Below are 22,471 nucleotides of genomic sequence, written 5' to 3' on the forward strand. Positions count from 1 at the left end.
TTGTTGCCGCTCACCGCCATCCTCGGAATTTTTTGGAACGTGATAAAAAATTTCGGAGGATAAAACAAATGAACAAAAAAACATATACAGGATCAAAGATACAAAATCACTTTACAGCATATCTGATACAGTTTGTCCGTGGAAAACGACATGATTATCTGGAGAAGAAAATCCAGATGGCTGATGCAGAAGAACTGTTGGAGGATATTGGACAGATGGAGGCAAGAATTGTAATCGAAGAATTGCTGGAGAACCAAACGAGGGAGCAGCTTTTATTGCAGGAGGCACAGGGGAAATATCCAGAATGGAATAAGATGTCAGATGAAAGACTGATGAAAGCGCTTCATACGCTGCGGGATGAAGAACGGAAGCTGATTTACCAGCATGTGTTTGAAGAACGTACTTTTGAGGAAATGAGCAGGCTAAATGGGTTATCAGAGGAGCGATGCAAGGGTATTTATTATTATGCAATCCGGAAGATCCGCAAGGTGATGGGAGGTGAAAACTAATGAATTTTGAACGATTACTTTTAAAGGCAAAAGAAGGAAATGCAGATGCGGTACTGAAGATTTTAGAGATATATAAGCCGCTTTTAATTAAGAATGCGATTGTGAATGGCAGATTTGATGAAGATCTGTATCAGGAACTGGTAAGTACATTGCTTCAGTGTATCCAGAGATTCCAGATAATTGAGTAAGTTATCTTAAACAAAGGCTGCAATCACTCTCAGGGGAGTAACATCCTCTGGGAGTGATTGTTTTTTGAAGGGTGATATTGCCTCAGTTCGAAGCGGCAGACGGTGTTGATCTATTATGTTGCCTGATGCTTTAATGCTCTTTTGTTGTTGCCAGTTCTTTATGAAGATGTAGAGCCATAAACACAGTAACAATAGCAGAAATTACATCGGCAATCGGTTGTGCATATAGTATTCCATTTATGCCCCAGAATGATGGGAGCAACAGAATGATCGGAACAAAGCAAATACCTTGTCGGCAAGCCCCAAGAACGAATCCGGCGGTGCCTTTTCCAAGTGCAAGAAACAGAGAAGAATACACTGTGTAAAATCCAAATACGAAGAAGGAAAATCCATTTGCCATTAGCGATTTTTGACCTACAGAAATCATCTCTGTATTGCCTTCTGTAAATTGCGAAATAATCTGTGTGGAAAATAGGGCTATTGTCAATCCCACAACTACACAAAATATTGTTGACCATAAGATAGAAGTTTTAATTGCTTCCCTGAGCCGATCAAACTTTTTGGCACCATAGCTAAAGCCGGCAATTGGTTGGAAACCTTTTAAGAAGCCGAACACAACCAGAGTTCCCATTGAAGTGATTCTTGTAACAGCGCCCATTCCGGCGATAACAGCATCTCCATAGATATTAGCTTCCCGGTTTATGAATGCGATAGAAAGGCTTGTAAGAAGCTGGAAAGTCAATGTGGGTATACCGATTTTCAGAATTTCAGTTATGATCTGCTTAGAAGGACAAAATTCCTTAATGGAAAATGTAAAAGCGCTTTTTTTCTGTAATGCATAAATTAAATATACAAGAGTAGAAGCCATTTGAGAAATTGCTGTAGCGATTGCCGCACCAGCAACCCCCATGTCGAGAGTATAGATGAAAATAGGATCTAAACCAATATTCAATACAGCTCCTAATAATAATGCACACATAGTTGTTTTTGCGGCGCCTTCACTTGCAACGATATTGTTCATCGTTACATTAAATACATTGAAAATACATGAAATAACATAGATTCTTCCATAAGAAAGGGCGTATGGCATAATCGTGTCTGTTGCACCTAACATGGTTAAAATAGGTTTCAAAAAAATTGCAGTTCCGATAATAATAACTGCGCCAATACAAACACTGCTGTATAATGCAGTACTGGCGACTTTACTTGCAGCTTCCCTATCTCCTCGCCCTAAAAGTCTTGATAAGTAGGAGGCGGCACCATTGCCAAACATCAGACCTAAACCAACAACTACTTGTCCTAAAGGAAACGCAATGGAAATTGCACCCATTTGACTCTCGCCAAGTCCTCCTATGAAATAAGCATCCACCAAATTGTAGAGAGCGTTAATAAGCATACCAATCATTATCGGTATACCAAGAGCCATTAGTGCTTGGGGAACAGGTGCATTTCCTAATAAATCCATTTTGTTGTTATTCTTGTTCATTTCAAATACTCCTTTCAATTAAGAATATAAATTATAGTAGTATAAATTATAGTATACTACGTGAGAGAATACTACTATAATTTATAGTAGTTGTCAAGCGTGTATCCTGCAATTTCCTTGACAAGAGGTATAAAATCAAATACTATAAATTACAGTATATATAACCGTAAGTATTTTATAGCTTTCGTGGATATAGAAAGTGGGTGAACTATGGCTACAATAGATTTAATTGTGTTAGGAATATTGAAAAAGGAACCGATGGGAGCCTATGATATTCAAAAATTAGTGGAATATCGTAATATATCAAAATGGGTAAAAATCAGTACACCATCCATTTACAAAAAAGCAATTCAGTTGGAGGAAAAAGGCTTCATTAAAGGAGAAATTGTGAAAGAAGGTAAGATGCCTGAAAAAGCAGTTTATTCATTAACAGATGAAGGCGAAAAAGAATTTGTAAAGCTTATGATGGAAACAGCCTCTAAACCCATTCACTTTTTTTTAGATTTTAATGCAGTAATTGTAAATTTGGATAAGTTACCGCCTGAAAGTCAACAATCATGTATTGCCAGTATTGAGGAAAATATTGAAATATTAAAAACTTATCTGGAGGAAAATCTTCGAGAGAAAGAGAATGATCCGGAAATCCCTAAGACTGGTATGGCAGTATTGCAACAGCAGATAGTTTTGGCGGATGCTATTGAAAAATGGATTATTTCTCTAAAAAAAGACTTTTGATGAAGAAGTCACTAGCTGATTTCTTATTAGGTCTGCAGGATTGGGAAGAAACAGGGATGGATGCCGACCTATGTTCCGGCTTTGTAGCCAGAACATAGAAATTTTCTTAGTGGGGAATCTCCCTCAAACCCGGTGCTCCTTATATCCTGCAGATTAAACTTCAAATTTATACCCATATCCAACTACTGTTTTTATGTAATTCTTGTCGCTGGAATACTTTTTTATCTTCTTGCGTATTTGAAAAATAGTGTTTTCCACGGCGTGGAAATAACCATTTGCTTTTTCATGCCAAACTGCTTCATAAATCTGTTGTTTAGTAAAAGCCATCCCTGGATTAGAATATAGCATATAAAGTACATCAAATTCTTTTACAGAAAAGTTAATGTCTTTTCGTACTATTAAGCCGTAGGTCGTAAAGGTCTGCGACTTTAACTTTACCCGGAAAGGAGCTGCCACATATATAGGCAGTGCTGTAATTTTAACAGTAACGGTCACCAATCTATGGGGATGGCTTGTATATCCGGCTGAAATGCTAAAAAATCAGTGGTTCTTATTTATCACTTCACTCTGCCCCGGTAATTATGTGTTTGCCGTTTCTGGCTCTTGCAGCTATTGCGATTCTACTGGTCTATTACCAGACTATTTGCAGGTAAAGCATTGCTCTGGTTTTGAATTTGAGTTTTGGCAGTCTAATAATAGCATTTTAGATTAGCTGTGATAAGGTGAAACAGATTAGGAGGAAAGTAAATTGCATTACAAAGACAAAAACCTACAGATAGATATTCGCTGTCATACTGTTTTTATGAATGATCAAAAGATTGAATTGAGTCTGAAAGAATTTACGGTACTAAAATATCTAACAGAACATCCTGGCTGGGTATTCTCTCACGAGGAGATTTATCGTAATGTCTGGAAGGAAGAACCGATTGACTGTGCTAATGCGGTTATGTGCTGCATTAGCCAGCTTCGTAAAAAGTTAAAAGTAGATTCACGGAACTGGAATTACATCCGCACCGTCCGAGGTGTGGGCTATAAGTTTCAACCACTCTCAGGGGAGTAACATCCTCTGGGAGTTTTTTGTCATATTTGTTGCACTTTTCGGCTCTGGTACGTACAGAAATAGAAAAGAAACATATCCCAAAATGTATACATTTTAGAAGTACGTTCCGGAAAGAGGGATTATATTTCAAAAAGGTTACACACACAGTTTTGAAATATACCAATAAAAGTGTGGATATTTTGGGACATGGAAAGGAGAAATGTGGATGCAGATATATGGATATCACCGTACCAGTACAAAGGAGCAGCATCTTGACCGTGGCATACAGGAAATTGAGCGGTACTGTAACGAGCATGAGATGGCACTTACGAATATTTTTACGGATCAGGAGACAGGGAAGAATTTTAATCGTCCGAGATATACCGTTTTAGTGGAGGATGTCCTGCGGCCGGGAGATATTTTGATTGTTACAGAATTGGACAGACTGGGAAGAAACAAGTATGACACCATGCAACAGATCCAGCGGATTAAGAACATGGGAGTGCGGCTTATGGTTCTGGAACTGCCGACTACGCTTATGGATTTATCTGTGATGGATAATGCGATGGCAAGGATGATGCTGGAAACAATCAATAACATGATGCTGGAGCTTTATGCTTCTATGGCGCAGGCAGAGCTGGAGAAAAAGGAGAAGCGACAGCGGGAAGGGATAGAAGCGAAGAAATTGCGGGGCGAATGGGATGATTATGGAAGACCAAGTGTGATGAAGCAGGAAACTTTTGATGAGAACTTTCAAAGCGTAGTTTCTGGAGAAACGACACCTACACAGCTTCGTAAAAATTTGGGAATGACGCACTCAACTTTTTATCGCTATCGAAAAACTTTTTATGAAAAATACCCGGAACTTTCAAATTCTGCAAATTAAAGTCCTATTACTTATATAGACCAAAGAATTTCAGGAGGAAAGAAATATGAGTGAAAAGAGAATAGGTACTTTAATTTATGATCCATCAATGGGAAGATTTGATATCCGGTTTGGGATTGAATCTTATTATGGAGGTCTTCATTGCGGAGAATGTTTTGATGTGAAGGTAAAGGATGCATGGATTCCGGTTCGGATTGAAATGGATGAAGACTGGTATCTGGTAGGGCTTCCTAAGACGAGTCTCAGTGGACTGACGGTTCGAATGTAGGAGGAGCATATGATGGAAGCTAAAAAGAAATATGAAAAGCCGGCATTCCGATTGGTGACAGATTTGGGGAGTATTTTGGAATGTCTGTATGAGGTATATGGAACGGATGGAACGATGTTGATTGCTGGGAACAAGTTATCGGATACGGTAATCTATCCGTTTATCCGCATGATTAAAAAGAAATGCAAAGCAGTGGATGCGGAAAAGCTGAATCTGATGCTCTGGAAGATTTATATGGTAAGTTCGAGAAAAGAAGAATTTGTGACGGCTGCTAAGAAAGAGCTGCAGCCTTATTTGACCAAGAAAGATGAAAAACAGATTGACACCACATATGACACCACATATACTATAGATAGGAGGCATTAAAGATGTCGAAATGGGATAAACTATTGACAAGAATTTGCTCATTATCGAAAGACCTTCGTTTTGATGAACTAAGAAAAGTATTAGAAAGTTATGGATATGAGATAAATGCTCCGAGAAGTGGGAGCAGCCATTATACATTCCGTAAAGCGGGATGCCAGCCGATAACAATACCGAAACACGAACCAATCAAGAAAATTTATGTTGAAATGGTAAAGCAGATTGTAGAAAGTGAGGCGAAAAACGATGAAGACACTGAATGATTATTTGGCAATGTCCTATCGCATGGAAATTGTGGAAGATAAGGATGAAGGTGGATTTGTGGTTTCTTATCCGGAACTGCCGGGATGCATCACCTGTGGAGAGACGATAGAAAGGGCAGTTGAAAATGCAGCGGATGCAAAAAAAGCATGGTTAGAAGCTGCACTGGAAGAAGGGATTGAGATTCACGAACCGGGAAGCCTGGAAGAGTATTCGGGACAGTTTAAAATAAGGATGCCACGCAGCTTACACCGGGATCTGGCGGAACACTCAAAAAAAGAAGGCATCAGTATGAATCAATACTGTATATATCTTCTTTCAAAGAATGATGCGCTGTTAGTAAAATAAATATACAAGAATATAGATGAAAAGAGCCGTCCGGATGGGCGGCTCGAAGTATTCTTTCTTTGATTAAAAATGATATTGTTCTAGCAGATAGATAGGAAGTGTTTGTACGTTTCCAACGGTTCCGCCTTTGGTATCACCTTTCAGATATAGTAGTTTATTGGCCTTCCCCTGTTCCAATGCCTTCAAGGCAGTAGATGCAGTTCCCTTACCGGCTTTAACTTCAATCAGATAGCGGATGTGAGTTTTCAATGTCTGAGCTACAAAATCAATTTCACCACCTTTATAAGTAGCAAAAGCCGGTGTCTCAAAGATAATTTCTTCCGGGAATTCCTGGCGTTTGGACAAGTTAATGTAAACATAGTTTTCGTTCAATGAGCCATCCATAGTTGATACAGTAGCACCAGTTCTGGAGAGATAATAATATGCAACTCCAAGATCCATGAAGAAGCAGCGGCTTCCCGGTTTGAAATTCAAGATGTCCAGTTCTGTGATTTTGCCACAGAAACCGATGATTCCAGAATGGTAAAGCCAGTTGATAGCACGATAGCAGGTTGCTTTAGAAAGATTACTGGAGTAATTCTTTGTAACGAGCTTTTGCAGTTCTTCACTTATACTGTCCTCATCTAATCCTTTCTTTTCACGAAGCAGAATACGGCAGATGCTTAAAAAGATGTTGGTAAAAACACTAATATCTGTGATGTCATCAAAGTACCGCATAGATTCGTTTAAGAAAATGCGGATGATTCTAACAAGCTCTTTTTGAGCTGCTTCCACGTCTTTTGTGTTAAGGTATGTTTCCACAACCTTTGGATAGCCGCCAATCTGTCTATAGATGTCGTAAACATTCTTTAATTCGTCATATAGTTCCGGTACGGTGTCATCTGCATGATCCAGTGGAAGTGATAGATACTTCTGAAAAAGCTGGTCATCCAATGCTTCCAAAAACTCTTTAAAGGAAAGGGTATAAATACGGATACTGGTAATATCTCCACTGGAGAATTTGAATTCCGGTTCCAGTACACGTCCCAGATAACTTCCAGTTACAATGAAATGCGCTTGAAAATAGCGGGTAAATTCTCGGATACGGTTGAATATCTCTGAGGATTCCTGAATTTCATCAATAATGATGACTGTATCGTTGGTATCTTCAAAATCCGGATCGAAGAGTTTAAAAGCATCGTGAAGCGGCTGCTCCGGTCGTTTTGTACCGGGAGTCCAGTCTGTGGCTTTTTTGTAACATTCCATAAATTGTTTGCCGGACAAATCAAACAGGTTAATGTAGATCTTGTGCCTGAAGTTCTCATCCGCAAATTTATTGATAATATATGTTTTTCCGACCTGTCTGGCACCATTCACTTCCAAGGTGCTGTGGACGGTATCGTTTTTCCAATCCAGAAGCTGATCGTAAACTTTTCTTTTCAGATACATGGGAAATGCTCCTTTCTTTCAACTGTTCCTATTATATCAAAATATGAATGGATAATATAGAGGGTAATTTCTGATAAATGATGAATTGTCTAGTCTGAGCAGTTCTTCACGGGTATTCCGGTTTCTGTCATTACTTTTTCGTACTGAAGAAGCTGTTCCCAGGTCAGCCATTCCGGTTTCTGATCTGTGGGAAAACCATTCCATAATTCTTTCATACGGGCAATATGGTTTTGAACGCTATGATTGCATAGGATAGACGGACTGCGATTTCCGTAGCCCAGATAGTATTCACAGTCAGACTGTAATTTACTTAACATCCGGTACTCGAATTCATAGGAACTTCTTTGATACGGAGCCGGATGAAATGTGTACTCCTGCTGTATGGGATGGGAAGGTTCTCCATCAATATGGTTAAAAGATAAAGAATAAAGATTCGGTTCAGGCTCTTTGCCAAGGTCAATATCCTTCCACAACTTTCCGAATTGGTCCTTATATACCGGACAGGAAAAATCATCCATGCCAGTATACTCAAGCACTAATTTTGTTTTTGCATTTTCATTCATTCTATTAGACCATCCTTTCCTTTATTGCAGACATTGAGGTATATTATTGGGCGCTGTTTCTGCATTCCACTGCAGCTTCGCACGTACATCCATCAGGATGATTCCTAACTGGTTTTCTCCGCAGTTATTGACTTTGCCCCAGAAATAGTCACCCCAGTTGTTTCCTTCAATAAGTGTGGACTCTCCGGTTGCAAGAAGTTTATCCCGGAGTTCCGGGTTCTGCATGAATTTGCACATGCAGATTTCATACATGAGCCGGACTTTCACTTTTTCCCAGTCCGGGCGTAATGTAAGATCTCTGCCGAGTTTCTTTGCATCAGAAGGATTATGCATCCGAAAAATACAGAATTTGCGTTGCTCTCTCGCAGAGAGTGTTTTCTGCGCTTGAAAAGCAGCTTCATTATTTGCATAGGTTTGTCCCATGTAAGAGACCGGTGCCGGATAGAAATTGCTTAGAAAAGCATAATCTCCCCGAAATTCATTGATCTGTGTAGGTATGCGCTTGCTTGTATTTGTTTGATTCATTATAAATTCCTCCTTTGTAAAAGAGGTGCGGCCTTTCAGCCACACCTCAAAATAATTCTCATCTATTGCAGAGATGGTTATGCAATCATCTCCAAAAATTCAGCTTCTGTAAGAATTGGAATACCAAGGCTCTGGGCTTTTGCCAGTTTGCTGCCGGCTTTTTCCCCGCAGATCAGGTAATCGGTTTTCTTTGTTACAGAGCTGCCAGGTTTGGCACCAAGCTCCAGAATCTTATCGTTGATACCGTCTCTGGTAAAATGCTCCAGTTTCCCTGTTGCTACGATGGTACATCCTGTAAATTTGTTTTCTTTTGTCATAATGGTCTCTTCCTTTCTTTGTTCAAATGTGAATTCGTTCTGTAAGTTTTTCCATAAATCAAGATTTGCTTCATCTGCAAACCAGGAATGGATGTTGTGATTTAAGATTTCGCCAAAATCCTCTAACTGAGTGAAGTCGTAATCTCCGACAGCCGCCTGTTCAAATGCAGTTAAATTTCCGGAAAATACGGTGTCCAGAATCCGGCTTTTGGTTCTGCCGATCATAGGAATATCCATGGAAACCAGATAGCGGACAAAGCTGGTCCTCCGGCTGGCGTTGATGGATTCCCACAAGCGGTCGAAAGATTTCTCACCATATCCGTCCAGTGCCACAATATCTTCCCGGTGTTCCTCCAGATGATAGATGTCCTGAAAAGAGTGCAGATAGCCCAGATTCAGGAATTTTTCTAAAGTGGCTTCTGACAGTCCTTCGATGTTCATTGCCTTCTTGCTGGCAAAATGGACAAACCTTCTTGTGATCTGGCTGTCGCACTGCGGATTATCACAATGCAGAGTTTCTACGGTGCGACCGTCGCTGGTCTTACGGCTGTAGGTTCTGGTTTTGGAACCACAGCAAGGGCAGACCGGAGGCGTGATGTCGGTATACCTTCCACGATCCAGATTATCCTCTATATGTGGGATGATCATGTTTCGTTTGGAAACAAGAATCCGGCATCCGGGTACAAGCTCCAGATTTTTGATAAAGGTCAGATTATGAAGGGAAGCTCTGGAAACATCACAGCCGTCAATCTCCACGGTATCGAAGATGCCGACCGGAGCAATCTCTCCGAATCTGGTCGGTGTCCATTCAATTTCACGCAAGAAAGTTTCGTAGGTATCATCCTCAAACTTATAGGCGAGGCCGTCCTTATAGTGGTGTCCGGTTTTTCCGCAGCTTTTGGAGTAGCTGAGACTGTCAAAAATCATGACAATGCCATCGATAGGAAGATGTAAATTTGCTGCTGTGGATACCAATTCCTGAATGAATTTCTCCGCATATTCTTTTGAAAGTCCGGTTCCTGAAATTGAGAAAAACGGGCAGTAACCAAAGCCCAGGTGTGTTAAACCTTCTAATTTGCAGGCTCTGCTGTCCGGGAAGGGAACATCCTCCATTCCTTCTAATACATTGAACGGAAGAAAGCGAACACAACGTCCGATACAGTTCTTCGGATCAAGACTTCGTACTGATCCGGAAGCAAAATTACGTCCGTTTTTATAAGGTTTTCCATTTCCATCACGCAGAGTATCTTTCAGACGTTCAAAATCATTGGTTGGTATAAAAGACTCACCGGTAATGACCAGACGTTCTTTGTGTGGAATGGTAAGCGGTACATTTAAAAATGCCGGGATATTGTGTGTAATATCTTCCCCCACTTCACCATCTCCACGGGTAGAAGCCTGAATCAGTCTGCCATCTTCGTAAATGAGTTTGGTAGTCAAACCGTCCAGTTTCAGCATAAAGAGAACTTCCTGTCCTTTCATGAAATCTAAAAGCTCTGAAATCAGTTTTGTTTTCTCAAGCGAGAGCAGTGGAATCGGATGGGTGACTTTGGCAAGTTCACTGACCGGATAATATCCAACCGTCTGTGTCGGAGAATTTGACAGGATGAAACCAGTCTGTTCCTCCAGTTCCTTCAGTTCGTCAAAGAGTCGGTCATACTCGGCATCAGATACCAGAGGGGCATCCTGATTGTAGTAGGCATGACGGTATTCATTGAGTTGTTTTACAAGATTCTTAATTCTTTTGACTGACATAGAGTCTCCTTTCTTTTGTGGCGTGCCAGTTCCGGAATCATTTGTTTCCGTAATCCTCCTTTCCCTGCGTTCAGGCATAAAAAAAGAGAATGACGCTTATGTTCATTCTCAAAATAGATGCAGTTTCCTGCAAAATAAAAAAAGCCAGAAGTCCCTGCTGCTTGTTGGGCATAGGAAAACTCCTGACTACGTTTCAAACCTAAACTGCGTGTGATAAATCCTTTCCGGATTGACACAAATAATTGATATAAGAACAGTATAACACTAGATGTAGTATATGTCAAATGAAATAGATTCCTCAATGAAGCTTTTGCCTTATGTTGATGACAAATTTGTCGGCTACAGGAATAAAAGCGTTCAGGATTTCAGATTTGCCCTAAGCGAAGGAATTCGTAGCCAGGTATTTTTTGCCACTTTCGTGGAGAAAGTCGAAAACCAGATAAAATCAATCTCTGTCATAAATGCCTCTAAACTGTTTTTACATCGTAGTGGTTATGCAAGTTCTAAATTTAAAAATAATTTTCACGAATAACTAACTTTTCTATATGCTGAATTGTCATAAAATATAGATTATTAAATTTGAAAGCAGATTGAAGGTGATAAACATGAGAAGTTATAAACGGTATACCAGGCGAAAGAGACTTTTGAAGCAAATCGCTGTGGTTGCTTTATCTCCTAATCGGGTATTCACGAAAGAACAGATCTATCAGCATATCTATGAGGAAGCGGAGTCAGAAGTGAATAACCGAATTTACGGTCTGATTAAGAACTTGAGAAAGAAAATAGAAGAAAATCCGGAAACACCGCACTACATAGAAACGATACGTGGTGTTGGTTATCGCTTTCGGGCATAAAAGGAGCCGTCCGGCAATGGGCGGCTCGAAGTGTTTCTCTTGTTGTTTATTTATTGTTTTTTTCGTTGTATACTGATAAAACGAGGTGATAAAAGTGGCATATAGAATTTTGATCGTGGATGATGACATCGAATTATTAAAGATGTTAAAGAACTATTTTGAAATCAAACGATATGATGTAATGATGGCAGAAGATGGCACAGATGCTTTGGAAAAAATCCATAAGAAACCGGATATTATCTTGCTGGACATCAATATGCCTAAAATAGACGGATTAGAAGTATGCAGACGTATCCGGGGCAAAGTAACTTGTCCCATTATCTTCCTGACGGCAAAAGTGGAGGAGCAGGACAGGGTAAACGGGCTTTTATCCGGTGGGGATGACTATATACTGAAGCCGTTTAGTCTGAAAGAACTGGATGCTCGTATTATTGCACATTTGAAGCGTGAGGAGCGTCATAAAGGGAAGTCTGAATACAGATTCCACGGAGACCTCAGTATTGATTATGGAGCAAAGAGGGTTCAGATCGGTGAAAATGATTTGGAGCTTACGAAGCTGGAATATGCAATCATTGAGTTTTTGTCCATGAATCCAGGACAGGTTTTTGACAGGGAGCGGATATACGAAAAGGTGTGTGGTTATGATGCGGAAGGTGACAGCCGTGTTGTTACGGAACTGATCCGGAGAGTGAGAAAGAAACTGGCGGAATATACGCAGACAGAATACATTGAGACAGTATGGGGGATGGGGTATCGATGGAAAAGATAAGAAATTTATCCTTGAAAAAGACAATGGTTTTATATACGATACTCAGCTTGATTGTCACTTTTTTTCTTTCTGTGTCAATTATTGAGATTGCCGGGCAGATACAGGAGGAGGTCTGGTGGAAGTACGTGGATCAGGACGAGTATTATCAGGCAATGAATGACCGCAATGAAAATTTTGAGGTAGTGGTACCGAGACCGAATCAGAGTAAAATGAGCAGAATGGACTGGCATATTTCAGAAACCTGTGATTTCCTTCGGACGTACGGAGTATTGCTTTTTTCTTTTGCCGGATGTGGAATTGCGGTCAGCCTGTTTTACAAAAATAAATTAAAGAGACCGATTCAGGAACTGAAGATGGCATCACAGATGATTGCGGAGGAAGATCTGGATTTTCATATGGCTTATGAGAACGAGGACGAGATGGGGATGCTGTGCAGGGAATTTGAAAGGATGCGTGGGCAGTTGGAAGAAAATAACCGTAGACTTTGGCAGATGATCGAAGATGAGCGGGTACTGCGTGCAGCGATTGCCCATGATATCCGCTCGCCGCTTGCAATCATGCGGGGATATCAGGAAATGCTTTTGGAATTTGTTCCGGAAGATATGCTTGATCAAGAGAAAATGATGGAGATGTTAAGGGGCGGTATGCTTCAGATTGAACGGATGAACCATTTTATTGATAGTATGAGGAAGATGACGAAATTGGAAGAACGGGAATTAAACTGTTCCGTGGTAGATATCCGGCAGTTGATAAACCAGATAGAAGCTCTGGCAGAAGTCGTGGTGGAAAAATCAGAAAAGAATTTTACAGTGACGACAGTGAGAGAATCTGAAATACTGACTGCGGATGAGGAAATCATCATGGAAGTAGCGGATAATCTGTTGGCTAACGCATTCCGCTATGCCAATCAGGAAGTTAGGCTGAAGCTGACAGTGACACCCCAATATCTGAAAATGAGTATCAGGGATGACGGAATTGGATTTCAGGAAAATATCGACAGGGTGACACAGGCGTTTTATCATGAGAATCCACAGGATGACTTAAAGCATTTTGGAATGGGTATGTATATCAGCCGTATCTACTGCGAACGGCATGGTGGGAAACTGCTGATAAAAAATGTAGCAGATGGCGGTGCGGAAGTTGAGGCAGTGTTTAAAAATTATGTATTAGAAGAACAACAGCAGAAATAAATGGCTGTTGTTTTTTTGTTGTGATTTGTAGGCTATGCTGTTTGTAGAAAAAAGAAAGGCGGGATGACTTATGAAAGCAATCATAAAAAGGAATCTGAAAAATTATCTTAAAAATCCGATATTCTGGATCGGTTTGATTGTTGTTTTAATCAGTATGTACCAGACACTTGCACCCTATCTGTCCATTCATTACGTGAAGTCGGATGAAACCTTCAGGAAGGTAAAAATGGCCTCCGATGGGGATGTTATGGAGGGATGTATTCCGGCAACACCGGATAAGGAGAGAGAACTGTGGGAGAAAGAGATTGTAAAGATACTTCAGGACACAGAGAATGGGTTTGGCATGTCGGAAGTAGAGGCGGAGGCAGTGATATCTGAGATGAAACAGATGAAGATTACGGAGGCGTGTCAGTATCTGAAAACGGAATACCACTTTAATGGTGCCAATTATGTGTATGAGGACGTTTCATGGTATCAGGGAAGCCCGGAGGAAGTCAACCGGTATATCAGAGAAAATCTTGAGAAACATCCATTCTCCTATTATTTCGGAAGAAAATTTACAGATTTTGCAAGCCTGCATATGGCATTCTTTGCAACGGTTCTGCTGGCGTTTTTATTTTTCCAGGATATGAGGAAAAATACTTATGAATTGCTGCACACCAAACCGATGACGGCTTTTCAATATATTGCCGGGAAAATAAGCAGTGGATTTCTCATTATGACGGCGGCACTGGTCATTATGAATATCGTATTTATCATTTTGTGTTACGCCACGGCAGTAAAATCAGGATTTGCTATGAACATACTGGATTTTGTTCAGAATTCGATCCTGTATGTCCTGCCGAACATCCTGATGATCTGCTGTGTGTATGCGGTTACAGCGCTGCTGTTTAAGAATCCGCTTCCAGCGGTTCCGGCGCTGGTTCTTTATATCATTTATTCTAATATGCTGACATGGGATAGCAAAGGACAGTGTCATGCAAGACCATTCTCTATTATGGTTCGATTTCCGGGGAATTTTTTTGAAACGGAATTGCCACATCAGGTATATCTCAATCAACTGCTTCTTGTGGCAGCATCCATACTGCTCATGTTTATAGCGGTGTGGATGTGGAAAAGGAGGAGAGTATATTGAAGAAAGAAGTAAAAATATGTATGCCATATTATAAAATTGCATATTCAATCGCTTTTGTTGTGATATTGAGTGCAATCCAGCCTGTTGTATATGCGAATGAAATCGGGCAGGCAGTAGAAAGAGCTGTTTCGCTTCTGGCAGTCGTTTTCTGTGCAGATACTTATCTGGTGGAAGTGCAGAGCAAACGCTCGGAAGTATTCTGCCTTTATAATCTAAAAAAGCAGGCAGGGGTAGTTTATAAAAGACTATTTGTGCAGGTAGCTTATCTGATTGGAATCAGTTTGTTGGCATATGGACTCTTTTATTGGCAGAAACCGGTGAATCTGACAGAAGAATTAGATGGCGGTGCCTTGTTTGGAATTTATTGTATTGCGATTCCCGGAACTGTTTTGTTTTGGAGTGTGCTTTCCGTAACTGTCAGCAATATGGTTCGAAACAGATGGATTGGTATGGGTGTCGTGCTGCTTTTCTGGTTTTTCTCTATTTCCGGAAAGGCAACTCAGTTTTTGAAAAACTGGGGACCATTTTCCTACGGAACTTGTGATTTCGGTAAGCTGACAGAGTGGAGATGGCTTGGCGGGAAGGTGCTGTGCGTGGTATTTGCGGGGATGATGCTTGCATTTGTTCCTAAGATATTAAAGAAGAGAGGGTAAGATTATGAGTATAAGAATAGACGATTTAACAGTAACATTTAAAAATGGAGTGACAGCGGTAGATCATGTGGATCTGGAAATCCCACATGGGATATTTGGTCTGTTAGGTGAAAATGGTGCAGGAAAAACAACGTTGATGCGGGTGCTTACAACGGTGCTTGCACCCACAAGTGGAAAAGTTCTGTTAGATGGTACGCTATATTGCGAAGCAAATTACGAAAAGATACAGAAAAAGATTGGGTATCTGCCACAGGAAATTGATCTGTATCCGTCTTTGACTGTTCGAGAATGTCTGGAGTATATGGGAGATCTGGCTGGAATTGAGAAAAGAGAAAGCAAGAAAAGGATTGATTACTATCTGGAGAAGACCAGTCTTGCAGACCATCAGAAAAAGAAAATGCGGCAGCTTTCAGGTGGAATGAAGCGAAGAGTTGGATTAGTGCAGGCATTACTCCATGAGCCGGATTTTTTAATTGTGGATGAACCAACAACAGGGCTCGATCCGGAGGAACGCATCCGTATCCGTAATTTACTGGTAGATTTTGCAGAAGAACGCACCGTATTATTTTCAACGCATGTGGTGGAGGATCTGATGGCAACCTGTAATCAGCTTGCGGTTATGAAAAAAGGTAGATTCCTTTATACAGGAACAATGAGGGAATTATTGAATAAGGCAAGAGGGCATGTATGGGAATGCTGTACAGAGGACGAAAGCCTTGCAAGAGAATTAGAAAGAAAATATCATATTTCCAGTAAGCAGTATACGGAGGAAGGAATTAGATTAAGACTGTTAGGGGAGAATATGCCGTCAGAAAGTGGATGTATAGCTTGTGACGTAACTTTGGAAGATGCATATATCTATGTAACCAATCGATAAACATTGTTAATGAGGAGTGAAAGCTAAATGCTAAGAAAAGCAGGTGATGTTATGGGAAAGTGATGATTCTTACCATTTCTGATTCCGAAGAGGGAATCCTGAATAAAATTAAATCAGTTCTAGCCTGCGAAAGTACGTTAGAAGTTATGGAGATTACAAATTCTGAAAAGTTGACATTCCAAGGTTTGGAAATAGACCAGCTTCAGCGGAGCGTAATCAAAGATGGTAAGGTTGTGGAACTTACCAGACATGAATATGACCTGCTTTTTTATCTGGCCTTATCCCCCAATCGGGTATTTACAAAAGAACAGATTTACCAGCATATTTATGAGGATGTGGAGTCAGAAGTGGATAACCGTGTCTATGGGTTAGTCAAGAATCTGAGAAAGAAAATAGAAGAAAATCCGGAAGAACCGCACTACATAGAAACGATACGTGGTGTAGGCTACCGTTTTCGGGCATAAAAAGAGCCGTCCGATTGGGCGGCTCGAAGTATTTAAACAGCAGTTTTCTTCACTGCCTGTTTATAGTTACCGGTAGCATCGTAATCTCCAGAGAGGAGCAGATTCTGGCGAAATTGCTCCAGTTTGATCTTGAAGCGTTTCCCATCCTCAACAGTCGTAAGCATGGTAAGAGCTTCTAGCATTCCCTGAATATATCCGGTTAGCAGGTAATATCTGCAGGGTTCTTCCGATGGTGAGATATTGGACAGGGTTTCTTCCAGATGTTCCTGACGTTCCCTGAGCCATGCATCCCAGACATCCAGTTCCAAATCAGTCATGGTGTTCCTCCTTTAAATCTGATGATAATCGTCTTTGGTGTGGAGGGGAGAAGTTTCATGCACAAGCATTTTTCTGCTCCAGATCCAAATATGGATTTGTAAATTCAAAAATAATAAGTTCATCCGCATCGAACATGAGCTCCAACTCTTTTAGTGTAGCTGCTGGATATCCGCAATCTCTGAATCGTTCTAATACGTCTGTTTCCGTTTCAAATGGTTCACCGTCTTCCAGCTTTTCTCCGATTATTAAGCCACATGGAGTCAATAGGCTTTCTTCATATAAGCGGACACAATATCGGTCAGGGAAAAATAGGTGTGCTTCATCCGTGTTATAATAAATTCGTTCTCCAGGTTCTATGCTTTGCATCACAAAGGGAACATGATATGCAGCGGCTATCGCCTGATATGCTTCATAAAGTGGAGTCCATGCTGTCTCTAAAGAAAGTAGAATATACGTATCATTCCATTCCATGTAGCTGACATTTCCACGAAGAGATATTCCGGTGGAATCTATTTTCTTGTGGGAAAATAAATTGCCAATCCAGCATAAATCAGGATTCTGGTTCAGAATGATGTAGGTTTCCAGGTCCTCCCACAAGTCATATAGTCCTTCCGGATTTCCTTCTGTATAAAAGATCACATCATCACAGCAGATATTTGCCATTACACATCCACCTCCGTTCCAAAAGTTTCACCCATATTCTGGTTGGAAACCGTAAGGTTTACAGGGGATAAGGTGCCAGAGGCAAGCCATTGTTCGATTGCATCAATTACCTGCTCCAGCGTGTCGTTATAAGCCACATTGCAGTCTTCCAGTCGGAGAAACTGCAGGTATGCTTCATGAAGAAGGCTTGGATCATCACGCAGCGTTTCATATGGAAGGTTGCAGAGTCCGATTCTTTCCTCCAGACGTTCCATGGAGCGGCGGATGAAGTCGCAGGAAATAAATTGTTCCCGGTAGATGTTATAAGCAGCTTCAAGCTGGTCATAGGTCAAAATAAATGAGACTTTCTCGCAAGGATTAGATGGTTGTTCTTTCATGGTAAATTCCTCCATTCATACTATGATTGGCTGGTGGTACGGATTCTCTTTGTTCGGGAGTAAGATGTACCAGTAGTTTCCAGCGCAGGTCGATTTCTCGGTGAATCCAGGTATCATTTTCATAAACTTCATGTGTCAAAAAATTGTAAATTGTCGGTTCTTTTTCTATATCATCCAGATCTGCGACCAGACAAGTTGCCTGATTCACATAGGGCCAGAGTGCCTGTTCGACCATATGGCGTAGTTCCAGTATCAGAGGATATATCTGTCCTACATCATAGGTTTTGGACATGCAGGAGCTGATTTTCTTCAGCATCCCGGAAGTTTGTATCATCTGGTTGATGACGGTACATTGTTCCTCCACATCTGCATCCGGATTCAGGACCAGCCGGTGGAGCAGCACAGATTTTGCATAGGCAGAAGCGGTCAGGTTGATGTTTCTGACCAGTTCTTCATACGGCTGCTTATACTGTGTCTTCAGCACTTCCAGAGGCACATGTTCCCGGTTCTTCTTTAAGGTGGAGAGGAGCCCCGAAAGGCAGCTCTCCAGTTCTTCCATTCTTGTCAAGCACACATCGCCTCCAGCTCCATCGGAACACGGGTGTAGCTGAGACGGTAAATACTGTTGCAGGTCTCAAATACCACACCGTTTTCGGATACTTCCAGAATACTCTGCACCGGACTGGTAGCAAAGGTCTGGTTATAACTATAGATCCACGCCCGTTCTCCCAGATGGAGGGGCAGGGACAGGATTCCGGTGAGGACATATTCTTTCTTTTGGGTGGTGTGTAAGGTTATATTTGTATTCTTCATTGATTTCACGCTCCTTTCCTTACTTAATTTTGTTTGCAATTACGGCAGCGACCAGTTTGGCGCATCCCAATTCCATCTCGGATAAATGCTGTCCGGTTCTGGAACAGAGAAGAAGTGCCAGCGGCTCTCTGTCTTCCCTTAAAATCGGGAAAAAAGCACAAACCGGTTGACGGGTGTTGGATACCGGGTAGACAGGGCAGTTCTCAGCAGAGATCAGTTCCTGGCCGTCCGCAACCAATTCGGCGAGTTCTTCTGTAACGGGAGTGCCTTCCGGAAGATAGATGCCCGCAGATACGAGTATGTGAGCCTCACTGCAAATTGCGATACCACAGTGGATGACACTGTAGAGGACGGAAAGATAGGAAGCCATTTCCTCTTTTCCGTTTAAGTGGGTAGGGCATTTGCGTAAAAGCAGCTCCATTCCCACATTTTCCAGTTCCAGTGCATCTCCGTCTGAGAGCTTCATTTGTTTCCGGATTTCTGCAGGGATGACGATACGCCCCTGAGAGTCCATGGTCCGGATGAGTGCAATATTCATAACTAAAGTCTCCTTTCTTAAAAAGAGGAGAAGCAGTAAAGTACCGCTTCTCTTCTGAAAATTTAGGCAGCGTAAGGCGGAGCCTGTGCTGTCTGTTGCATTTGACTGTTCTGCTGGTCTGCCAGCATCCGTTTTCCGTTATTGATCAGTGATGCAGCAATCACCGTTTCCCAGTTGGAAATATAGGAATCCGTCCGCTTCAGAAGCGTGAACAGATCCATGTCGGTAAGCTGGATGGCTGTCGTCTTTTCGGACTGGAAGCTGCGTGGCTGCATGTAGGAACCACCGTTCTTATTCTGTGCTTTGATGCCTTTCCCATTTACAATCTGGATTTTCCATGGGCTTTTCATAGGCTGCCCTTTGGAATCATAGGGATGTCTGGAGATATAAAACATCTGGGCTGTGGAATAACCGTTCTGATCGGGATTGCCGTAGATCTTGCTCTGGCTCCATTCAAATTCCTGAAAACCGGAAGTGATCCGGGTTAAGAGGAACTGGATCTGTTCCGGTGCCAGGTTGAAACGGGTGATGATATTCCGGTCTCCGGTACCGTTGGAATAATCCTGAATGGTGATGCAGATTAAAGAATGTACTTTATGCCCGTTTTCCTGATATTCCCCTTTGGCATGTAGCTGTGCATAGTTGCCGAGTGGTGCGTAGCGGAGCCGGTCATAAAAGGCAATGAGTGCCCGGTCATTCTGGATCTTGCAGATCTGGTCGGTAATCCGGTTTTGATAAGTTTCATTCATGAGTATTCACCTTCCTTTATTTGAGATGCTGTTTGACAAGCTGTGCCATATTCTTTGGAAGCTCTTCCAGTTTCGTGATATCCAGGAATCCGTCCTTGTAAATCCTGCGGATATTTTCCTTATCGTCACCAATGGCAGCCGCAAACAGGATGACATCCCGTTTTTCGTATTCTTTCTTGATGCCCCGCAGATCTGCCTCTGCTTCCGTTCCGCTGTAGCCGTAATCGGCTGGCTGACCGTCAGAAATCAGGATCAGCAGCTTCTGAAGCTCCGGGCGTGTGCACAAATGCTCTGCTACGAAGCGGAGAGCTGCGCCGTCCCGGTTCCCGTTGCGGTCGCACATATCCATCAGCCGGTAACAGTCCTCATTGTCCACAGAATCAAATTCTGCATAGGAGTAAAGAGCAACGCCGCCTGCATCCGTGGAATGCCCGTAAATGGTGATAGGGATACCGAGGCTTTTACAGAAATCATAAAGGACAATGGCAGTCTTTCTTGCATGTGTCATCCGGTCACCCCAACCCATCGAACCACTCTCGTCAATCAGGAGGGCAACAGCCAGACGTTTTTCCTCTCCTGGAAGTCTGGTTCTGGTAAAGATGGTTCCGTCTGTCTTATAGAGAGCATGGGAGTCCAGACGTTTTCCAAACAGGAGATTCTTCTGCTTTCCGCCTTGCTGTTCTTCTTTCAAAAGCGGCAGGATGGTGCTTTGCAGCTTTTTGGAAGCCCGCAGGAGCGGGGGAGCAACTGTCTGGTATTCATTCTTCAGGTAATCGGAAACACTGGTCAGGCGATGGATGGTAACATGGATGCCTGCATGGGCATTGCCGTAATGAATATCATTGGCTGTTTTCTGCAGTTCCTCGGTCAGTTCCGTCTGACAGTCTTCCTGCACCTTTTCTGCAGCCACATCGTTCAAGATCCGGAACAGATCCTCTGCAGCATGCTCATAGCCGCTGCCCTGATACTGACTGACATAAGTGACGCCGGGGTTGTTTTCATCCAGAATGGTATTGGTCTTTGTAAGAGCGATGCGCCCGCCTTCTTCCGAAAGCACCTGTTTGGCTTCCTCTATAGCATCCTCTTTGGTACGTGGACCGGAAGGAGCATTGCCCTCATCATTCCCGCTTCCTTTTGGGGAAGCTGGGTTGATATTCTTTGGAATGGCACCGCTTTTTCCGGTCGGAAGAGGAGCGCCGCTGCTGACTTCATCCCCTAGAAGATCTTCCAGAGCATCGGCAGCGGAATCCTCGCCATGCATTTCCAATTCCTCCCGTGTTTTTTCGATGAGCGGCTGGATATAGTTCCAGGTCAGGGCTAAGAGCGCATTGGAAACCAGCATCCGGTCAGTGCCTTTTTCCGATTCCATTGCCGTATCCAGAAGATCGGTACAATCGGAAATGGTATCCAGATAATCCCCCTGATAGCCGGTGGGATTGTTGATGTTTCCGGTCCGGCAATAGGAAAGGATCAGGTTGGCAATGATGGAAAATGGCTGGTATTCTTTGTCAATTTGTTCCTGTATGGAAGGAATCTGTTCGGACATACGCAGGTTATTGAGTTCAATCCCCTGTCGGAAGGTGCCGTGGAATTCCTCACACATACGGTCTTCAATATGGATGTCTTCCAGAATGTTTTGAAAAGTTGCGGCGCATCGTGCCAGTGTCAGGCATCCGGCTTTGTCCTTTTCTTCTAACACTTCTTTGATCTCCTCCAGTGCTGTCTGATAAGCTGGAAGGGATAGCTCCGGCTCCTTCGGATAGAAGGAACCGTTTTCCAGACTCCTCAGATGAACAGCGTGGGCTGTGAAATCAGAATAGAGTAAGTGCCCCACTTCATGCCCGGTGAGCCCTGTCAGGCTCTGGGAACGTAAGAAACGGGTGGGGAAAGACTGGGTGATCGGGTTCGCTGCGTTGAGATGTACCTTATAATTGTCGGTATATGCAACGCCTGCCTGTTCGGAAATGTCCCAGTCCAGCAGTACCTGCAGTCCATACCGGTAACGTCCGGTAACGGCTCTGGCAAGGGAGGTCTGGTACTTCTGATAGGCAGCGGAGAGGAATAACTCCTCATCCGCAATGGAATCCTCTTTTGCCCGGATTAGTTTCTTTAAATTTCTTTGGCTGTGATTCACGTGATATTCTTCCTTTCTTTTCTTAGATTTTTTGTCAGCAGTTCCTCCATCGTGCAGCCGTAATACACAGCAAGGCGAAGGACGGCATAAGCCATCGGGGAGGAGTTTGCATTTTCATAATTCATAATGGTTTTCGGGGGAAGATTTAAGATTCTGGCAACTGCCTTTTGTGATAACTTCGGTGTTTTGGCTTGCCGGAGATAAGACAGATTATCTGCCAGATGCTTTCGGATCTGGGCTTCTGTGAGTGCTGCTTTTCTCATAGG

At 42.3% G+C, this 22,471-nt stretch carries 32 protein-coding genes; 17 read left to right on the forward strand and 15 right to left on the reverse strand.

The genetic code is table 11. From position 1 onward, the window contains the following. Window positions 1-68 precede the first annotated feature (68 nt). A complete protein-coding gene (locus LI091_RS04820) occupies window positions 69-509 on the forward strand; it encodes a sigma factor-like helix-turn-helix DNA-binding protein (protein WP_023921559.1) in 441 nt (146 codons plus the stop codon). Continuing rightward, window positions 509-697 carry a helix-turn-helix domain-containing protein gene (locus tag LI091_RS04825; RefSeq protein WP_005333406.1) on the forward strand — a complete coding sequence of 63 codons (189 nt, stop codon included), beginning with the start codon at window positions 509-511 and terminating at the stop codon, window positions 695-697. The genes LI091_RS04820 and LI091_RS04825 overlap by 1 nt, the downstream gene beginning before the upstream one ends. Window positions 698-827: 130 nt before the next feature. Here the strand turns inward: LI091_RS04825 and LI091_RS04830 are convergent, their stop codons facing one another. Further along, complete coding sequence (locus LI091_RS04830; protein WP_005333407.1) at window positions 828-2,183, reverse strand: MATE family efflux transporter; 1,356 nt, start codon at window positions 2,181-2,183, stop codon at window positions 828-830. Between the two features lie 210 nt (window positions 2,184-2,393). Here LI091_RS04830 and LI091_RS04835 point away from each other — a divergent pair, with 210 nt between their 5' ends. Continuing rightward, entirely contained in the window at window positions 2,394-2,918 is a 525-nt protein-coding gene (locus tag LI091_RS04835) for a PadR family transcriptional regulator (RefSeq protein WP_005333410.1), read from the forward strand. A gap of 153 nt (window positions 2,919-3,071) precedes the next feature. On the opposite strand, the gene LI091_RS18605 is transcribed toward LI091_RS04835, so the two are convergent. Then, window positions 3,072-3,413: a winged helix-turn-helix domain-containing protein gene (locus tag LI091_RS18605; RefSeq protein WP_005333412.1), complete on the reverse strand. Its 342-nt coding sequence runs from the start codon at window positions 3,411-3,413 to the stop codon at window positions 3,072-3,074. A gap of 253 nt (window positions 3,414-3,666) precedes the next feature. Between LI091_RS18605 and LI091_RS04845 the strand changes: the two genes are divergently transcribed. From LI091_RS04845 to LI091_RS04870, 6 genes are all read left to right on the forward strand, one after another. Next, window positions 3,667-3,978, forward strand: a complete 312-nt coding sequence (locus LI091_RS04845; RefSeq protein WP_023921561.1) for a winged helix-turn-helix domain-containing protein — start codon at window positions 3,667-3,669, stop codon at window positions 3,976-3,978. 205 nt (window positions 3,979-4,183) lie between these two features. Next, entirely contained in the window at window positions 4,184-4,843 is a 660-nt protein-coding gene (locus LI091_RS04850; protein WP_040015506.1) for a recombinase family protein, read from the forward strand. A gap of 46 nt (window positions 4,844-4,889) precedes the next feature. Then, complete coding sequence (locus tag LI091_RS04855) at window positions 4,890-5,111, forward strand: DUF5348 domain-containing protein (RefSeq protein WP_005333419.1); 222 nt, start codon at window positions 4,890-4,892, stop codon at window positions 5,109-5,111. Window positions 5,112-5,120: 9 nt separating this feature from the next. Then, the gene (locus LI091_RS04860) at window positions 5,121-5,477 is read left to right on the forward strand and encodes a hypothetical protein (RefSeq protein ID WP_005333420.1); all 357 of its coding nucleotides are present in this window, start codon (window positions 5,121-5,123) and stop codon (window positions 5,475-5,477) included. A 2-nt stretch (window positions 5,478-5,479) separates the two neighbouring features. Next, complete coding sequence (locus LI091_RS04865; RefSeq protein ID WP_005333422.1) at window positions 5,480-5,737, forward strand: type II toxin-antitoxin system HicA family toxin; 258 nt, start codon at window positions 5,480-5,482, stop codon at window positions 5,735-5,737. After that, window positions 5,721-6,083 carry a type II toxin-antitoxin system HicB family antitoxin gene (locus LI091_RS04870; RefSeq protein WP_005333424.1) on the forward strand — a complete coding sequence of 121 codons (363 nt, stop codon included), beginning with the start codon at window positions 5,721-5,723 and terminating at the stop codon, window positions 6,081-6,083. The genes LI091_RS04865 and LI091_RS04870 overlap by 17 nt, the downstream gene beginning before the upstream one ends. A 63-nt stretch (window positions 6,084-6,146) precedes the next feature. On the opposite strand, the gene LI091_RS04875 is transcribed toward LI091_RS04870, so the two are convergent. The 4 genes from LI091_RS04875 to ligA all read right to left on the reverse strand — a co-directional run bounded on the left by LI091_RS04875 (window position 6,147) and on the right by ligA (window position 10,671). After that, entirely contained in the window at window positions 6,147-7,511 is a 1,365-nt protein-coding gene (locus tag LI091_RS04875) for an ATP-binding protein (protein WP_005333425.1), read from the reverse strand. An 89-nt stretch (window positions 7,512-7,600) separates the two neighbouring features. Then, window positions 7,601-8,074 (reverse strand): LPD11 domain-containing protein, encoded by a 474-nt coding sequence (locus tag LI091_RS04880; RefSeq protein WP_005333427.1) that lies wholly within the window; start codon window positions 8,072-8,074, stop codon window positions 7,601-7,603. A gap of 21 nt (window positions 8,075-8,095) precedes the next feature. Beyond that, window positions 8,096-8,599 (reverse strand): NADAR family protein, encoded by a 504-nt coding sequence (locus tag LI091_RS04885; RefSeq protein ID WP_023921566.1) that lies wholly within the window; start codon window positions 8,597-8,599, stop codon window positions 8,096-8,098. 77 nt (window positions 8,600-8,676) lie between these two features. Continuing rightward, window positions 8,677-10,671 carry an NAD-dependent DNA ligase LigA gene (gene ligA / locus LI091_RS04890; RefSeq protein ID WP_040015507.1) on the reverse strand — a complete coding sequence of 665 codons (1,995 nt, stop codon included), beginning with the start codon at window positions 10,669-10,671 and terminating at the stop codon, window positions 8,677-8,679. Between the two features lie 277 nt (window positions 10,672-10,948). Here ligA and LI091_RS04895 point away from each other — a divergent pair, with 277 nt between their 5' ends. From LI091_RS04895 to LI091_RS04930, 8 genes are all read left to right on the forward strand, one after another. Then, on the forward strand, window positions 10,949-11,203 hold the full coding sequence (locus LI091_RS04895) for a hypothetical protein (protein ID WP_005333435.1): 255 nt from the start codon (window positions 10,949-10,951) through the stop codon (window positions 11,201-11,203). A 73-nt stretch (window positions 11,204-11,276) separates the two neighbouring features. Continuing rightward, on the forward strand, window positions 11,277-11,525 hold the full coding sequence (locus LI091_RS04900; RefSeq protein ID WP_005333437.1) for a winged helix-turn-helix domain-containing protein: 249 nt from the start codon (window positions 11,277-11,279) through the stop codon (window positions 11,523-11,525). Window positions 11,526-11,619: 94 nt separating this feature from the next. After that, the gene (locus LI091_RS04905) at window positions 11,620-12,294 is read left to right on the forward strand and encodes a response regulator transcription factor (protein WP_023921570.1); all 675 of its coding nucleotides are present in this window, start codon (window positions 11,620-11,622) and stop codon (window positions 12,292-12,294) included. Continuing rightward, on the forward strand, window positions 12,282-13,484 hold the full coding sequence (locus LI091_RS04910) for a HAMP domain-containing sensor histidine kinase (RefSeq protein ID WP_005333442.1): 1,203 nt from the start codon (window positions 12,282-12,284) through the stop codon (window positions 13,482-13,484). The genes LI091_RS04905 and LI091_RS04910 overlap by 13 nt, the downstream gene beginning before the upstream one ends. A gap of 70 nt (window positions 13,485-13,554) precedes the next feature. Next, window positions 13,555-14,619, forward strand: coding sequence for an ABC transporter permease (locus tag LI091_RS04915; protein ID WP_005333443.1), 1,065 nt, complete (start codon window positions 13,555-13,557; stop codon window positions 14,617-14,619). Then, window positions 14,616-15,272 carry a hypothetical protein gene (locus LI091_RS04920; RefSeq protein ID WP_265190900.1) on the forward strand — a complete coding sequence of 219 codons (657 nt, stop codon included), beginning with the start codon at window positions 14,616-14,618 and terminating at the stop codon, window positions 15,270-15,272. Before LI091_RS04915 ends, LI091_RS04920 begins: the two co-directional genes overlap by 4 nt. A gap of 4 nt (window positions 15,273-15,276) precedes the next feature. Beyond that, a complete protein-coding gene (locus LI091_RS04925; protein WP_005333452.1) occupies window positions 15,277-16,149 on the forward strand; it encodes an ABC transporter ATP-binding protein in 873 nt (290 codons plus the stop codon). Window positions 16,150-16,211: 62 nt separating this feature from the next. Further along, window positions 16,212-16,613, forward strand: a complete 402-nt coding sequence (locus LI091_RS04930) for a winged helix-turn-helix domain-containing protein (RefSeq protein WP_005333454.1) — start codon at window positions 16,212-16,214, stop codon at window positions 16,611-16,613. A 32-nt stretch (window positions 16,614-16,645) separates the two neighbouring features. On the opposite strand, the gene LI091_RS04935 is transcribed toward LI091_RS04930, so the two are convergent. From LI091_RS04935 to LI091_RS04975, 9 genes are all read right to left on the reverse strand, one after another. After that, window positions 16,646-16,930: a hypothetical protein gene (locus LI091_RS04935; protein WP_005333456.1), complete on the reverse strand. Its 285-nt coding sequence runs from the start codon at window positions 16,928-16,930 to the stop codon at window positions 16,646-16,648. Between the two features lie 55 nt (window positions 16,931-16,985). After that, window positions 16,986-17,594 carry a hypothetical protein gene (locus LI091_RS04940; RefSeq protein ID WP_005333458.1) on the reverse strand — a complete coding sequence of 203 codons (609 nt, stop codon included), beginning with the start codon at window positions 17,592-17,594 and terminating at the stop codon, window positions 16,986-16,988. Then, entirely contained in the window at window positions 17,594-17,971 is a 378-nt protein-coding gene (locus LI091_RS04945) for a hypothetical protein (protein WP_005333460.1), read from the reverse strand. The genes LI091_RS04940 and LI091_RS04945 overlap by 1 nt, the downstream gene beginning before the upstream one ends. Then, entirely contained in the window at window positions 17,952-18,530 is a 579-nt protein-coding gene (locus LI091_RS04950; RefSeq protein ID WP_005333462.1) for a hypothetical protein, read from the reverse strand. The genes LI091_RS04945 and LI091_RS04950 overlap by 20 nt, the downstream gene beginning before the upstream one ends. Window positions 18,531-18,535: 5 nt before the next feature. Next, entirely contained in the window at window positions 18,536-18,784 is a 249-nt protein-coding gene (locus tag LI091_RS04955) for a hypothetical protein (protein ID WP_005333464.1), read from the reverse strand. A gap of 19 nt (window positions 18,785-18,803) precedes the next feature. Then, complete coding sequence (locus tag LI091_RS04960; RefSeq protein WP_005333466.1) at window positions 18,804-19,322, reverse strand: AbrB/MazE/SpoVT family DNA-binding domain-containing protein; 519 nt, start codon at window positions 19,320-19,322, stop codon at window positions 18,804-18,806. Between the two features lie 62 nt (window positions 19,323-19,384). Then, entirely contained in the window at window positions 19,385-20,071 is a 687-nt protein-coding gene (locus tag LI091_RS04965) for a hypothetical protein (protein WP_005333468.1), read from the reverse strand. Between the two features lie 16 nt (window positions 20,072-20,087). Next, the gene (locus LI091_RS04970) at window positions 20,088-22,205 is read right to left on the reverse strand and encodes a vWA domain-containing protein (protein ID WP_265190901.1); all 2,118 of its coding nucleotides are present in this window, start codon (window positions 22,203-22,205) and stop codon (window positions 20,088-20,090) included. After that, window positions 22,202-22,468: a helix-turn-helix domain-containing protein gene (locus LI091_RS04975; protein ID WP_005333471.1), complete on the reverse strand. Its 267-nt coding sequence runs from the start codon at window positions 22,466-22,468 to the stop codon at window positions 22,202-22,204. The genes LI091_RS04970 and LI091_RS04975 overlap by 4 nt, the downstream gene beginning before the upstream one ends. Window positions 22,469-22,471 lie beyond the last annotated feature (3 nt).

Origin of the sequence: Blautia sp. MSK20_18 (genome assembly GCF_020553125.1) — a bacterium.
Taxonomy (GTDB): domain Bacteria; phylum Bacillota; class Clostridia; order Lachnospirales; family Lachnospiraceae; genus Blautia_A; species Blautia_A fusiformis.

Coding starts and splice junctions, on each gene's coding strand:
- LI091_RS04825 (WP_005333406.1), top strand. CDS start 509: ATGAATTTTGAACGATTACTTTTAAAGGCAAAAGAAGGAAATGCAGAT.
- LI091_RS04885 (WP_023921566.1), bottom strand. CDS start 8,599: ATGAATCAAACAAATACAAGCAAGCGCATACCTACACAGATCAATGAA.
- LI091_RS04835 (WP_005333410.1), top strand. CDS start 2,394: ATGGCTACAATAGATTTAATTGTGTTAGGAATATTGAAAAAGGAACCG.
- LI091_RS04910 (WP_005333442.1), top strand. CDS start 12,282: ATGGAAAAGATAAGAAATTTATCCTTGAAAAAGACAATGGTTTTATAT.
- LI091_RS04880 (WP_005333427.1), bottom strand. CDS start 8,074: ATGAATGAAAATGCAAAAACAAAATTAGTGCTTGAGTATACTGGCATG.
- LI091_RS04830 (WP_005333407.1), bottom strand. CDS start 2,183: ATGAACAAGAATAACAACAAAATGGATTTATTAGGAAATGCACCTGTT.
- LI091_RS04865 (WP_005333422.1), top strand. CDS start 5,480: ATGTCGAAATGGGATAAACTATTGACAAGAATTTGCTCATTATCGAAA.
- LI091_RS04955 (WP_005333464.1), bottom strand. CDS start 18,784: ATGAAGAATACAAATATAACCTTACACACCACCCAAAAGAAAGAATAT.
- LI091_RS04900 (WP_005333437.1), top strand. CDS start 11,277: ATGAGAAGTTATAAACGGTATACCAGGCGAAAGAGACTTTTGAAGCAA.
- LI091_RS04875 (WP_005333425.1), bottom strand. CDS start 7,511: ATGTATCTGAAAAGAAAAGTTTACGATCAGCTTCTGGATTGGAAAAAC.
- LI091_RS04935 (WP_005333456.1), bottom strand. CDS start 16,930: ATGACTGATTTGGAACTGGATGTCTGGGATGCATGGCTCAGGGAACGT.
- LI091_RS04820 (WP_023921559.1), top strand. CDS start 69: ATGAACAAAAAAACATATACAGGATCAAAGATACAAAATCACTTTACA.
- LI091_RS04915 (WP_005333443.1), top strand. CDS start 13,555: ATGAAAGCAATCATAAAAAGGAATCTGAAAAATTATCTTAAAAATCCG.
- LI091_RS04975 (WP_005333471.1), bottom strand. CDS start 22,468: ATGAGAAAAGCAGCACTCACAGAAGCCCAGATCCGAAAGCATCTGGCA.
- LI091_RS04925 (WP_005333452.1), top strand. CDS start 15,277: ATGAGTATAAGAATAGACGATTTAACAGTAACATTTAAAAATGGAGTG.
- LI091_RS04960 (WP_005333466.1), bottom strand. CDS start 19,322: ATGAATATTGCACTCATCCGGACCATGGACTCTCAGGGGCGTATCGTC.
- LI091_RS04965 (WP_005333468.1), bottom strand. CDS start 20,071: ATGAATGAAACTTATCAAAACCGGATTACCGACCAGATCTGCAAGATC.
- ligA (WP_040015507.1), bottom strand. CDS start 10,671: ATGTCAGTCAAAAGAATTAAGAATCTTGTAAAACAACTCAATGAATAC.
- LI091_RS04930 (WP_005333454.1), top strand. CDS start 16,212: ATGATTCTTACCATTTCTGATTCCGAAGAGGGAATCCTGAATAAAATT.
- LI091_RS04860 (WP_005333420.1), top strand. CDS start 5,121: ATGATGGAAGCTAAAAAGAAATATGAAAAGCCGGCATTCCGATTGGTG.
- LI091_RS04940 (WP_005333458.1), bottom strand. CDS start 17,594: ATGGCAAATATCTGCTGTGATGATGTGATCTTTTATACAGAAGGAAAT.
- LI091_RS04895 (WP_005333435.1), top strand. CDS start 10,949: ATGTCAAATGAAATAGATTCCTCAATGAAGCTTTTGCCTTATGTTGAT.
- LI091_RS04945 (WP_005333460.1), bottom strand. CDS start 17,971: ATGAAAGAACAACCATCTAATCCTTGCGAGAAAGTCTCATTTATTTTG.
- LI091_RS04950 (WP_005333462.1), bottom strand. CDS start 18,530: ATGGAAGAACTGGAGAGCTGCCTTTCGGGGCTCCTCTCCACCTTAAAG.
- LI091_RS04855 (WP_005333419.1), top strand. CDS start 4,890: ATGAGTGAAAAGAGAATAGGTACTTTAATTTATGATCCATCAATGGGA.
- LI091_RS04870 (WP_005333424.1), top strand. CDS start 5,721: ATGAAGACACTGAATGATTATTTGGCAATGTCCTATCGCATGGAAATT.
- LI091_RS04850 (WP_040015506.1), top strand. CDS start 4,184: ATGCAGATATATGGATATCACCGTACCAGTACAAAGGAGCAGCATCTT.